This is a genomic window from Sulfitobacter litoralis (assembly GCF_900103185.1).
GTDB classification, from domain to species: Bacteria; Pseudomonadota; Alphaproteobacteria; order Rhodobacterales; family Rhodobacteraceae; genus Sulfitobacter; species Sulfitobacter litoralis.
In genome coordinates this window covers 1-13,060 of the sequence record NZ_FNJD01000037.1, presented here as the reverse complement: position 1 = coordinate 13,060, position 13,060 = coordinate 1, and the positions used below count along the sequence as shown (strand labels likewise).

The following is a 13,060-nucleotide window of genomic DNA, read 5'->3' as shown; positions in this document are numbered from 1 at the left end:
CCGGCCATCGCACCGAGCTGGCGCAGAGCCTGGAACGAGGTGATCCCGTTTCTCGACTACCCGCCCGAAGTGCGCCGACTTATTTACACGACGAATGCCATAGAAGCTTTGAACTCGAAAATCCGGCGTGCGGTGCGAACCCGCGGCCACTTCCCGAGCGATGAAGCGGCGGCGAAGTTGATCTACTTGGCCCTCAATGCTACTTCCGTCGAGTGGAAGCGATCTGTGCGTGAATGGCACCGCGTTAAAAGCCAACTCGCCATTATGTTCGAAGAACGCTTTCCCATGGCTTAACTAAAGGCGCCAGGGCACAAAATTACGCACACTCCCGCGTTTTCAGGGACCAACAAGAAATCCATAAACTTCAACGCGTTTTCCCGGTTTGGTGCGTCTTTCAACAAGACGACATTGTCCATCCACGCGATGTAACCCTGTGTCGGGAATGCATATTCAACATTCGCACCCTCTGCGCGGGCTTTGGCGCTGAACCCATCATAGATCATGCCAGCCGCCGCATCACCGGACACCAGAACCTCTTTTGCTGTGTCAGAGTTGAACGACACCCAGCTTTCCTTGGCGCTCAACAGCATCGCATTCAGTGCTTTAAGTTGGTCACGGTCTGACGTGCACTGGGGGATGCCCATATGCAGCGCCGCCATCGCCATGACCTCGCCCTGACTGTCGAGCACATTGATCTTGCCCTGCAATTCGGCTGGCGGGTTAAACAAAATGTCAGTGTTGTTGATGTCGCCTACAAATACATCGCGGTTCACCGCAAAGCTGGTAGAGCCCCACTGATAGGGGACCGAATGCTGGCGACCAGGGTCAAAGCTGGGGTCAGCCCATTCCGCTGAAATGCTGCCCTTGTTGGCCAATTCGCCCTCGGCGATTGTGTCCAGCATTCCGGCGCTCGCCATGATCTTGACCATGTAATCGCCAGGAACCGAGACGTCATAGGTGCCCATGCCACCCGCCTTCAACGAAGCCAGCATTGCCTCATTGGAATCGTAGGTGTCCATGACAACTTCGATGCCTGTGTCGGCCGTGAACTTGTCGACCAATTCCTGCGGCATATATTCGAACCAGTGATACACGACCACTTTTCCATCTGCGGCAGCGGCAGATGCTACCGTGACAAGTGCAAGTGCCGCGACGCTGGATTTCAGCAGGTTTGTCATTGTTCTCTCCATCTGTTGATTATTTTTTGTTGTCGGTTTTGCTTACGAAGTACGAGATCGTTACGAGAATGACCGAGACGCCAAGCAACATCGTGGAAATTGCCATGATGTTGGGTTTTATGCCCTGCTTCACCGAGCCGAAGATCGCGGTCGGTAGGGTCTCTACGCCTGCGCCTTTGACGAAATTGGTGATGATGAAATCGTCCAATGACACGATAAAAGCGAGCAGATATCCGGAGATTATGCCCGGTATCATCATCGGCAGCAGGATGCGGGTAAAGGCCTGCCGTTTGGTCGCATAAAGGTCTTGCGCGGCCTGTTCATAACTATCGTCGATGCCCTGCATCCGCGCAGAAATCGGCAGATACGCAAAGGGGATACAAAACGCGATATGCGCGATCAGAATTGTCGCATATCCGCGCGTGAAACCGACAGAATTGAAGAAGATCAGCGTCGCAACGGCCAGCACAATTTCGGGCACCATCAGCGGCAGACTGATCAGGCCAAACGAAACTGTGCGCAGCTTGAACTTGCCGCCTCTGACCATCGCCGTCGCGGCCAGAGTTGCAATCGTCGTGGCAACCGTGGCCGCGATGATGGCGATGGTAAAGGAATTCCACGCCGCGATTTTGAACTTCTGGCTTTCGTGTCCGCTGAACACATCCACGTACCAGCGAAGGCTGACACCTTCCCAGTTGGTGATCGAGTTGCTGTCATTCAGCGAGTAAACAGTCACCACCACCAGCGGCGCGTAGAGGATAAAAAGGCACAGGATGGTGATCCCAAAGAAACCCGGAAGGCTTTTGATGTCATATTTTGAACGGCGCATCAGCTGACCTCCTTCTCGGCCTTGGCTTGTTGGCGCGCAAATATCATCAGGATGATCAGGACCATCGATAGCAGAACCATCGACGCGGCAGCTCCGAACGGCCAGTTACCAGCATTGCCTTTGAATTGTTCCTCGATCAGAGACCCGATCATGAAATTCTTAGCACCGCCCAAAAGATCGGGGGCCAGAAATGATCCCATTGATGGAACAAACACCAAGATGCAGCCCGCAATGACGCCGGGTTTGACTGCTGGTAGCAGGATGCGCCTAAGCGTGACCCATTTTGAGGCGTAAAGGTCAGCCGCCGCTTCGCTCAGGCTGAAGTTGTAGCGCTCAACGCTGGCGTAGATCGGCAGTACCATGAATGGCAGGTAGGAATAGAACAGCCCCAGTTGCACCGCAAAGTTGGTATTTATGATGGAAATCGGATCATTGATCAGCCCGATACCGATCAGGACGTCATTCAATGGGCCTGTGTCACGCAACATAAACTTCATCGAAACGGTTCGGATCAAGAGGTTGACCCAATAAGGGATCGTAATCAGGAAAACCCACATTGGCCGGGCGCGTTCAGGGCGTGTTGCAATGAAATAAGCGGTTGGAAATCCGATCGCCAAAGCCAGCAAAGTCGCCGCCGCGGCCTGCCAGATCGACCGCCAGAATATTGTGATGTATGTCCACTCGATCTTGGCTGGTTCATCGCCGAATAGGCCGCGGTCAAAGAAGAACTGATCGTAAGCTGCGGTACTAAATTCCCAAACCACCCCGCCGCGGAATTCCTTGGTCAGGAAGGAATAGACCAACATCATGATGACCGGAATCAAAACGAAAACCCCCAGATACGCCCACGCAGGCAGCAACAACCAGTTGCGGGCCTCTTTGTAGGTGTCTGTGGATGCGCTGCCGCCGCTTGCTGCTCCGCCCGCCATCAGTCAACCAGAAGGCGGGCTGCCTCCATCTCCATATTGACGTAGACTTCGTTGCCAGGCTCAAAAATACGCTTGTTGCCACGATCGGAATTCGAAGTTCGCACGATAAACTTCGGACCGTCATCCAAATCAATCAGGGTCGAAATATCCGTGCCCACGAAAATATTCTCGCGCACGGTGCCTTTTAGGCCCTCGGAATCGGTCGGCCCCTCTGACATGAATAGGCGCTCAGGGCGGACGGACATATGGACCTTTGCCCCGACGTTGACACCCTCTACCGAGTTGCAGCTTAGCTCATGACCACCACCGAGGTGGCAGGTCGCGCGGCCCGCGTTGATCGCATCAACGGACACCTCAAGCAGGTTCGTCTCTCCGATGAAATCGGCAACAAACATGTTGCGGGGACGCTCATAGATGTCGCGGGCTTCGCCCAGTTGCTGCAACTCACCCGCGGACATGACCGCTATGCGATCAGACATGGTAAGCGCTTCTTCTTGGTCATGCGTGACAAAGATAAAGGTAATTCCAGTTTCCCGTTGAAGGTGCTTCAGCTCAAGTTGCATGGCCTTGCGCAGCTTCAGGTCAAGTGCAGAGAGCGGCTCATCCAGCAGCAAAACTTTGGGCTTGGGGGCTAAGGCCCGCGCCAGTGCGACCCGCTGTTGTTGACCGCCGGATAACTGCGATGGCTTGCGCGCCGCAAATTGAGAGAGCTGAACCAGCTCAAGCATTTCACCGGCCGCTTTGCGCGCTTGGGATTTTGATTGTCCCCGCATCTCGAGTCCAAAAGCCACGTTGTCGAGGATCGTCATCTGCGGAAACAGCGCATAATTCTGAAAGACCGTGTTCACGGGGCGCTTGTTGGGGGGTAAGTCTGCAATCGGATCACCGTATAGGAATATCGCGCCTTCGGTGACGTCCTCAAAACCGGCGATCATGCGCAGCAATGTGGTTTTACCGCAGCCAGAAGGCCCAAGAAGCGTGAAAAACTCGTTGTCGTAGATCGACAATGAGATCGTCTTCAGCGCCGTGAAATCCCCGTACCGCTTTACGGCGGCACGCACATCTATCGCGATTTCCCTGCTTTCGGACATGGCAACTTCCCCATAGAGCTTGATTAAGGAAAGCATACGAATGAGTGCTGAATTCTCTAAGAACTGTGTCTCTTAGCGTTGCTTAGCCTCAGTCTAAGGCTGGCAACAAATTCAGGCTGGCGCGACCAAAGTTTCATCAGTTTGAAAAGTGGTTTTAGCTGTCGGTTGCGCCACTCAAATCCCCAAGCAGCCGATCCATCATCTGGTCACATAGGGCCAACTGTTTAAGCGTTATAAATTCGTCAGGTTTATGTCCCTGCCCTTCCATAGAACCGGGCCCGCAAACAACTGTCGGGATGTCCAATGCGTCAAAGAACCCGGCCTCGGTGCCAAAGGCCACTTTGGTTATTCCATTGGTTTGCGCCAAATGTTGCGCAAACGCGACGACTTCGGCACCTGATGGGACGTCCAGGCCGGGATATGCGTTGTAGGGGTCAATCTCGATCGCGGCATCCGGAAAATGCCGCAGGAACGGTGCCAATACCTTAGATGCGCCGTTTTGTATGCGTTCAAGAATGCCCTGCGGCAGATCGGCGGGCAAATGCCTGTATTCAAATATCATTTCCGCGCTGTCGGGCACAATATTCAGTGCGGTTCCACCTGAAATTTGGCCGACATGAACCGTAGAATAAGGTATGTCATAGGCATCATCGCGCGCGCCGACCATCGCCAGCGTATCTTGGATCTTGCGCAGTTCAGCAAGAAAATCACCCGCAATATGCAACGCATTCAGGAACTTGGGAGCCAGCGCGGAATGGCCGCCTTGCCCGTGAAAAACGGCACGCAATGCCGCCTTACCCTTGTGACCAACAGCAACCTGCATTTCAGTCGGCTCGCCCACAAAACAAGCTCGCGGGGCGCCAATTGTACGCTCCAAATCCCCGATCATATGCTGAATACCGACACAGCCAATCTCTTCGTCATAAGACAACGCAATCTTGAGCGGCTCAACCAGCGTTGTGCGCGAGGCACGGTCGGCCAGCGCCAAAATGCTGGCAAGGTATCCTTTCATATCCGTGGTGCCGCGCCCATAGGCACGACCGTCGTCCACATACAGCCGAAAGGGATCGCGCGTCCAGTTCTGCCCCTTAGTCGGAACAACATCAGAATGCGCAGACAACATCACACCCTTACCAACCGGACCAAGCACCGCAAAAAGCCCCGCCTTTTGGCCGCTGGCGTCAGGCACATGATGCACCTGAAACCCGCGATCTGCCAAAAATGATTGAACATAGTCAATCAGCGCAAGATTCGAGTTGGCGCTGACCGTATCAAAGCCAATTAATCGCTCAAGAATGTCCAAAGTCTGCGTCATGCTCTGACCTGCGCCCCTATTGGTTCAATGGCTCAATCCAGCGCCAGTTCCGTGATTTCACGGCGGAACGGCAAAGCATCGCCAATGTCGTCGCTGTCCAGCTCTCTGGCATACCGATGGCCCGCGTAGGTTGCCCATGCAATGGGGCCGGGTGCGTTTGCGTCGCCGATGATCTTGACTGACTTAATACCAGCATCCGCCCATTCGGCCTCGCGTGCCTTCAGGCCATCGAAAATGGCGTTTTCCTCTTTGCGCGATGCAACCATAACCACAGCATCACATTCAAACTGCTTGGTGCGATCTGTGTAGACGCAGTTGCTGACAACGTGGCCGGCGTGAATTTCGGTGATCCCACGGTTCAGCACGATCTCCACACCCGCGTCCACCAGACGTGGATGAATGGCGATCTGTTCGAGGGTGTTATTGGTCCAATCAGACACATAGGCCGAAGGCGTGACCAAAGTAACATCTGCACCCTTTTTCGCCAAAAGCTCGGCCAGAACGCCGCCCATGTAATAGTGGTCATCATCAAACACGATGACTTTGCCTTGGGGGATCGTGCCATCCATCAGATCGTCCGGCGTATAAATTTTAGCCCCCGCTGCGATGGGCATCGGCACAACGTGTTGCCGCGCAACGCCATCGGCGCGCCACTTCGCGCCCGTCGCGATGCAAACGTTTTCAAAGCCAAATTCCAGTATGCTGTCGGTGTCCAGCTCGCTTTCGAGGTAGATATCGACATTGGCGCGCTGCGACAGTTGGTACTGCCGATAATCCACGACACGACCCCATGCCGACAGGCCCGGCAGTTTGGCTTCGCGCACAACACGGCCACCAATTTCGGTCTTGGCCTCGGCCACGGCAACATCATAACCACGGCGACACAGCGCCCATGCGGCCTCAAGCCCAGCAGGGCCGGACCCAACGACCAATACGTTGTTGCTATCGCCCTTGGTGTTCATCGTTTCGGGGTGCCAGCCTTTGCGCCACTCTTCCATGAAGGTCGGATTTTGCGTGCAGCGGCTGATCGACATGGTCATGTCGCCTGTGATGCACATGTTGCAACCGATACACTCGCGAATGTCTTCGATGCGGCCTTCTTCCACCTTTTTGGGCAGAAATGGATCAGCGATGGAAGGACGCGCGCAGCCGATGAAATCAAGCGTGCCAGTTTTGACCATCTTGGTCATGACGTCGGGGCTGGTGAAGCGCCCAACCCCCACAATCGGCTTGTCAGTCAATTCGTGAATTCCGCGCACCAATTGCTCCTGCGCGCCCTCTTCCTTGAACCGTGACGGGCCTGAGCAATCTTCCCAGGTACCATGGGCCAAATCCCACAGATCAGGCAGGTCTTTGTTCATCTCGATAAAATCGCGCACTTCGGCATTGGAAAAGCCAAGATCGCCAATGGTTTCATCAAGGCTGACCCGCAGGGTGATCCCCATCGTATCACCAACAGCGTCCTTGATGTCACCGATGACCTCATTCACGAACCGCGCGCGGTTTTCCAAGCTGCCGCCGTATTCATCGCTGCGCTGATTGGTGGCGCGGCTCAGGAAGTGCTGGAAAATCCCGAAGCCATGCGCGCCGTATAGGCAGATCAGGTCAAACCCCGCATCCTTGGATCGCTTCGCCGCATTTACGAACCAACGGCGCAAATCCTTGATGTCGCTTTTATCAAGCGCACGCGCCTGGACAGGATCATTGGTAAAGGTCCGGATCGGCATTGCAGACGGGGCCAGAGGCACCTCTTTGGAATAGAGGTTCGGCCCGTTGATGCCCGAATAGGCCAATTGGATACCTGCCAAACCGCCATGCGTTTTCATCCGCTCGGACATTTTGCGCAGCATGGGAATGTCTTTGTCTTCCCATAGGCGCAACTCGATAAACGGTGTGATTTCCGAGGTATGGTGCATCTCGCACTGCTCGGTAAAGATCACGCCCCAACCACCTTCGGCTTTGACGCCGCGCATTTCTGCCGCAGCCGAAGGATCGCGATATCCACCGCCATTACAATGAGGAACCTGATAAAAACGGTTCTTGGCGATCACTGGGCCGATGGCCATTGGTTCAAACAGGATATCGTAACGTGAATCGCGCAATTTCGCCTCCTCAGATGCTGGATGGGGTCAAGATAGCGTACCCGCAATAACCCGAAAGACGTGCTTGCAAAATCGTAGGTTAGGAAAAGGCTAAGCCGCGCCTAAACAGTCAAATGCGGAAAGCCATCCGCAGAACGTTGATCTTTGCAATGCTTGACAAAGGCACGGATCACATTTGCGCGCTCTGCGTCCGTGGGCATCAAAAGACCCATCCGCATGGGCCGCGCAGGTTGTTGCAAGGGAATAAACCGCAATGGCTTTCCATCCGGCGACAGATCATTCAACGGGCGAATATTCGCGATGGAATAGCCGAACCCATTCGCTACAAGACTGCGCATCACGGCCATATCTTTGGTGCGCTCCGCGATCTGCGACTTGATATCAAGGCCCGCAAAGAACGACAGAAAGTATTCAGAGCTGAATGGCAAATCCAGAAGAACCATGGGGTGCTGAACAAGCTCTACCGGGGAAACCGAGGTGTTTTCGGCCAAGGGATGATCCGGCGCAACCATGACGTAAGGGGGCAATTCGAGCAGCCCTTCGAACACCAAATCCGCTGGCAAATCGAGGTCATAGGTCAGAGCCACATCAATCTCTGCACGACGCAGCGCACTGAATATCTCAGCTTGGTTCAGCTCAACCTGCCGCACACGCACCTCTGAAAACTCAAGCTCAAAACTGCGCCTGACCGACGGCAATACAACCTGCGCAAAGGTCACCAAACACCCGATGTTCAAGGGACCACGCACGGTTCCCGAAATGTCGCCTGCCAAATCAACAAGCAAATCCGATTCCTGCAAGATATGCGTTGCCTGCTCCATCATGCGCCGGCCCGCCTGCGTCAACGACAACCCCTGCGCGTGCTGACGCACGAACAGGGGAAGGCCGAATTCTTTTTCCAGCTGGGTGATCGCTGCGGAGATCGACGGCGACGATACGTTCACTTGTTCAGCGGCTTGCGCAATCGATCCCAACTCCCCCACGGCAACAAAATACTCAAGTTGTCGCAATGTGAACCGCAGCGGCATGTCAGCTTTCCCTTCCGCTGTGGCCTAAATCAGGTTTGATACTTTATCCATGTTGTCTTGAGTGCGCTGTATTTGTCCAGTGAATGCAATGACAAATCGCGACCGAAACCCGACTGTTTCATACCGCCAAAGGGCGTCATTGCCGACAATGCATCGACCGTGTTAACCGACACAGTGCCCGCCATTAACCCGTCCGACACCCGCAAGGCCCTGCTCAGGTTGTCCGTCCACACCGACGCCGCCAGCCCGTAAATGCTGTCATTTGCCATGCGCACCGCGTCTGCCTCATCGTCGAATGGGATGACCGACAGGACCGGGCCGAATATTTCGTCACGCGCCAAGGGATCGTCATGCGAGACATCGTCAAAGATCGTGGGCTGCACGAACGACCCTTTTCCATTCACCGCCACCTGCTGACCGCCGGTTACCAGATTGGCCGTCTTCTTGCCCTCTTCGACAAAGCGCATGATGCCTTCGGTCTGAGCCTTGTCGACGATCGCCCCCATTTTTGAAGATGGATCAAGCGGATCCCCCGGCTGCATCCCCTGGGCACGCGTGATCAGTTTCTCAACAAACTCATCCTTGATAGATCGTTCAACATATAGCCTCGAATTGGCCGAGCATACTTCGCCTTGATTAAAGAAGATCCCAAAAGCCGCCATGTCAGCCGCCGCATCAAGGTTATCGCAATCGGCAAACACAAGATTTGGGCTTTTGCCGCCGGTTTCGGGCCAGACTTGTTTCAGGTTGGATTGACCAGAATATTGCATGAAGACCTTGCCGATCGCGGTGGAGCCCGTAAAGGCGAGGCAATCCACATCCATATGCAATCCCAGTGCCTTACCTGCCGTAGCGCCATATCCCGGCACCACATTTAGGACACCGTCAGGCAGTCCCGCCTCAGACGCAAGTTCTGCCAGCCGCAACGCAGAAAGCGGCGATTGTTCCGCCGGTTTCAAAATGACAGAATTACCAGCAGCAAGTGCGGCAGCGGATTTCCATGTGGCCATATCCAGTGGGAAGTTCCAGGGCGTCACCGCTCCCACAACGCCCAACGGGACACGACGCACCAAGGCCAGATCACCGGGGCCGGTTGGGGCGACTTCGTCATAAATCTTGTCGATGGCTTCTGCGTACCATTGAAAAAAATGAGCCGACCCCGGCGCGTCGACCGTCACCGCATCCGTAATCAGCTTGCCCATGTCCAAACTGTCGAGCAGCGCCATTTCCTCAAGATTCTCACGGATTAGATCGGCCAATTTCAGCATAACCGCCTTGCGATGTCCGGGCTCCGCCCGTGACCAGCTGCCCGCCTCAAACGCCTTGCGTGCCGACTTTACCGCACGGTCTACATCCTCGGCATCACATTCAGCAACGTCCGCCAAAACGGCGTCGGTCGCGGGGTTGATGCTTTGAAATGTTTTGCCGGAAGCGGCGTCGACGAATTTCCCATTAATGAACGCCTGATTACGAAACTGCAGGGCCGCCGCACGGGATTTCCAATCGTCGAATGTGTGATCAAGCATATCTGAACTTTCTTTCTATGCGTCGCCGGGCACGCCGTAGGACGGCGCTTCGCGCGGGTCCAACGCCCGCTGGATGTAAGCCTCGAGCTGGGGCTTATAGACCTCCCAGGCCGTCGCGATATTTTCGATGGGGCAGTCCTCGGTCCAATCACACCGCAAATCGGCAACCGGCCAGCTGACCTTATCGACGATCTTCATGCCTGCGGATTGGATCGGCCCAGCTTCGCCCCCCGCTGCCAGCCCCGCACGCATCGCGGCGATCAACCGATCGCCAATGTGGCCCTTGGCAGAGACAAAACCGTCAACGATGGCCTGCGGGACAGTATCATTGGCCAGCAAATTGCCCCCTGATGCCACATCCAAGCCGCTGGCTTGCGTCCAGATGCCCAGCGAATTGGGACCGGAATGAATTGCTGTGGAGCCATCTTTGTCGATGGCAATCACCTGCCGGTATTCGGTGAAGTTGCTGACGCGAATGACTTCATCAACAGCGTCGCGCGCCGACATGCCGCGCTGCATCAGATCCAGCGTCGCTGGCCCCAATGACGGGTCCGTCACGTTCTGGGATGCAACGGCACCAACCCCGGCACGCGCAAACGAACAACGCGCCGCAACGGCAGGCGAAGACGACGATATTGCCAAACCGAACATTCCAGTTTCGGCACAACGGGCGACCAATGAGAATGTCATATGCTTAATCCGGAATGACGGCGGTGCCGTCAATTTCAACCAGCCAGTCAGGACGCGCCAAGGCCTGTACCACCAGCCCCGTCGACACCGGATGCACCCCTTTGATGTATTTGCCCATCGTGCGGTACACGGCCTCGCGGTGACGCACGTCGGTAATATAGACCACGACCTTTACAAGATGCTCCATCTGTCCGCCCGCCTCCTTGATCAGCTGCTTGATGTTTTGCATCACTTTATGGGTCTGCTCGACCGGATCATGGCTTTCGATGTCCTTCGCATCATCAAGGTTCTGCGGGCACTGGCCGCGAAGATAGACAGTTCTGCCACCCCGCGTCACCACGGCCTGACACAGATCATTGTCGAGGTTCTGTTCGGGATAGGTATCGGATGTGTTGAACTTGCGGATACGGGTATGGGCCATTTGAGTGCTGTCCGATCTATTGCTGTGAATTCGGTGTGGCGGCGGCCGCCTGTGATATCATGCGGTCTGGGATTGCTTTGCAATCGTGGTGTTATGGTAATCCAAATACTTACGCTGGGTATGGATATGATCCGCAAGGTGCTTTGCGTCATGCCACACCCCCCAGATAAACGACGACCCACGGCGCGACTGCCAGGGCAGCCCCAGAAAAAAGACATTCGGCTCGACCGATACACCGCGCTGGTGCTTGGGCGCGCCCTGCTCGTCGAACGCATCAACTTTGAGCCAGCTATAATCGCGCGCAAACCCTGTTGCCCAAATGACTGTCGAGACACCGGCTGCGGCAAGATCCAGCTCTGCCAGCGGATTGGTCATGCAATCAGGATCATCCATGAAAACCCGCGCCTCTGGCTCGGGCGGCAGATCGATGCCGGTGCGTTCGATATAGGCGTCCGCAGCATCCAGCATCCCGAGGTAATTCGCGTCCCCATTCGCGACGTTATCAACAAGATCAGGCGCAAATTTCACCACGCCATCCGCAAAACTTTCGGTCCGACCAACAAGTGCCATGCCACCGACCGCGAGCTTGCGGAAATCAACAGTCTCGCCGCCCTTGGCACCGCTCACGGAAATCGTCACATGCTCAGTTCCCGGTGCCATGGCGGATACATCCCACAGGCCCAGAACCCCGAGCCACCAGCAGAAGTCACGCCCACGATAGGACCGTGGTGGCCGGTCATGCGGGCCCACAGACAAATAGACCTTGCGACCAGCTTCCATCAGCTCGCGCGCAATCTGTCCCCCCGAGGAGCCCGCACCTACAACCATCACCGCGCCCTCAACCAGCTGGTCAGGATTGCGGTAATCGTAGGAATGCATCTGAACCACGTCGGCATTTTGAGGAATTACAGGCGGGATAACCGGTTTCTGGAAAGCGCCGGTCGCACAGACAATATTCTCTGCCTCGATCACCCCTGCCGAAGTCTCGACACGAAACCCACCTGCCCCGGCAATGCGTTCGGCTTTGGTTACCTCGACGCCCGCGCGTGTCGGCGCGTTGATCATATCGGCGTAATCGACCAAATAATCTGCAACGGCCTCTTTAGCGGGAAACCCGTCAGGGTCTACGCCCTTGAATTCCATCCCCGGAAATCGATCGTGCCAGGCAGGGCCATTGGCAACAAGGTTATCCCAACGCCCCGTGCGCCACTGCTCAGCAATACGGTTCTTTTCAAGGACAAGGTGTGGAATGCCAGCTTTGCTCAGGTGCTCGCTCATGGCGATGCCAGCCTGACCACCACCTACAACAAGAGTGTTTATTTTTTCGACCGGCATGTCCGCATCCTCTCCAAATGGCCTGACATACGCAGAGAACAGTTTGGCTGGCGGGGCACCCACCGGCGAAGAAGCCCTGTGACCGCCCCTCAAACAAACTCAATGGTCCTGCGCATCAGTTTCCCTGAAGATTTCATTTAATCAGCTGACTTGAAACAAACGTATATCTCACCGTGGGTTCGGCTCTGCCTAAGCTATCGGAAGTACTATGGGTTCCCGTAGTGATCGGGAAGTTTTTTCCCTTCTCCTATGGTGTGGGAAACTCATCAAGAAACCTCCAGACGCATAGCCTCATCATTAGTATTGGAAAGTGTCCGTCGTCATATAAAATGGGGCATCAGAGCGGTTTGAGCATTGGAGGCTCTGGCTCGTATGTGTAGTTGATTATGCGGCTTGTTTTTGGTGTTGCAAGCGACGTTGGCGGATTGTCTGCTTCTTGATCTTTTCCCTTTCCCTCAGAATGGCTTTGTCGCGGCCAAAGTAGACGTCGGCTGGCGTGACGTTGTTCAGGCTCTCGTGGTAGCGCTGGTTGTTGTAGTATTCGACGAAGGCCCCGATCTGACGCTCAAGATCGCCTGGCAGGTAGTAGTTTTCCAGCAGAACCCGGTTCTTCATG

At 55.2% G+C, this 13,060-nt stretch carries 13 protein-coding genes; 1 reads left to right on the top strand and 12 read right to left on the bottom strand.

Annotated elements, in window-relative coordinates; translation table 11 throughout:
• Window positions 1–294 (top strand): transposase (locus tag BLQ98_RS17435; RefSeq protein ID WP_208596098.1); only part of this gene is annotated, 294 nt, incomplete at its 5' end.
• Here the strand turns inward: BLQ98_RS17435 and BLQ98_RS17430 are convergent.
• The 12 genes from BLQ98_RS17430 to BLQ98_RS17375 all read right to left on the bottom strand — a co-directional run.
• On the bottom strand, window positions 291–1,178 hold the full coding sequence (locus BLQ98_RS17430; protein ID WP_093734469.1) for an extracellular solute-binding protein: 888 nt from the start codon (window positions 1,176–1,178) through the stop codon (window positions 291–293). The genes BLQ98_RS17435 and BLQ98_RS17430 overlap by 4 nt on opposite strands.
• Before the next feature lie 19 nt (window positions 1,179–1,197).
• Complete coding sequence (locus BLQ98_RS17425; protein WP_093734468.1) at window positions 1,198–2,007, bottom strand: ABC transporter permease; 810 nt, start codon at window positions 2,005–2,007, stop codon at window positions 1,198–1,200.
• Window positions 2,007–2,936, bottom strand: a complete 930-nt coding sequence (locus BLQ98_RS17420; RefSeq protein ID WP_093734467.1) for an ABC transporter permease — start codon at window positions 2,934–2,936, stop codon at window positions 2,007–2,009. Before BLQ98_RS17420 ends, BLQ98_RS17425 begins: the two co-directional genes overlap by 1 nt.
• Window positions 2,936–4,027, bottom strand: coding sequence for an ABC transporter ATP-binding protein (locus tag BLQ98_RS17415; RefSeq protein ID WP_093734470.1), 1,092 nt, complete (start codon window positions 4,025–4,027; stop codon window positions 2,936–2,938). The genes BLQ98_RS17420 and BLQ98_RS17415 overlap by 1 nt, the downstream gene beginning before the upstream one ends.
• Before the next feature lie 154 nt (window positions 4,028–4,181).
• Window positions 4,182–5,342, bottom strand: coding sequence for an acetylornithine deacetylase (gene argE, locus BLQ98_RS17410; RefSeq protein ID WP_093734466.1), 1,161 nt, complete (start codon window positions 5,340–5,342; stop codon window positions 4,182–4,184).
• Window positions 5,343–5,374: 32 nt separating this feature from the next.
• Window positions 5,375–7,444, bottom strand: coding sequence for an oxidoreductase (locus BLQ98_RS17405; protein WP_093734465.1), 2,070 nt, complete (start codon window positions 7,442–7,444; stop codon window positions 5,375–5,377).
• Between the two features lie 101 nt (window positions 7,445–7,545).
• Window positions 7,546–8,472 carry a LysR family transcriptional regulator gene (locus BLQ98_RS17400; protein ID WP_093734464.1) on the bottom strand — a complete coding sequence of 309 codons (927 nt, stop codon included), beginning with the start codon at window positions 8,470–8,472 and terminating at the stop codon, window positions 7,546–7,548.
• Between the two features lie 29 nt (window positions 8,473–8,501).
• A complete protein-coding gene (locus BLQ98_RS17395; RefSeq protein ID WP_093734463.1) occupies window positions 8,502–9,998 on the bottom strand; it encodes an aldehyde dehydrogenase in 1,497 nt (498 codons plus the stop codon).
• A 15-nt stretch (window positions 9,999–10,013) separates the two neighbouring features.
• Window positions 10,014–10,688, bottom strand: a complete 675-nt coding sequence (locus tag BLQ98_RS17390; protein ID WP_093734462.1) for a DUF1028 domain-containing protein — start codon at window positions 10,686–10,688, stop codon at window positions 10,014–10,016.
• Between the two features lie 4 nt (window positions 10,689–10,692).
• Window positions 10,693–11,109, bottom strand: a complete 417-nt coding sequence (locus BLQ98_RS17385; RefSeq protein ID WP_093734461.1) for a RidA family protein — start codon at window positions 11,107–11,109, stop codon at window positions 10,693–10,695.
• A 57-nt stretch (window positions 11,110–11,166) separates the two neighbouring features.
• Complete coding sequence (locus BLQ98_RS17380) at window positions 11,167–12,444, bottom strand: flavin-containing monooxygenase (RefSeq protein WP_093734460.1); 1,278 nt, start codon at window positions 12,442–12,444, stop codon at window positions 11,167–11,169.
• 384 nt (window positions 12,445–12,828) lie between these two features.
• A partial coding sequence (locus BLQ98_RS17375) for an integrase core domain-containing protein (RefSeq protein WP_208596097.1) occupies window positions 12,829–13,060 on the bottom strand: 232 nt, incomplete at its 5' end.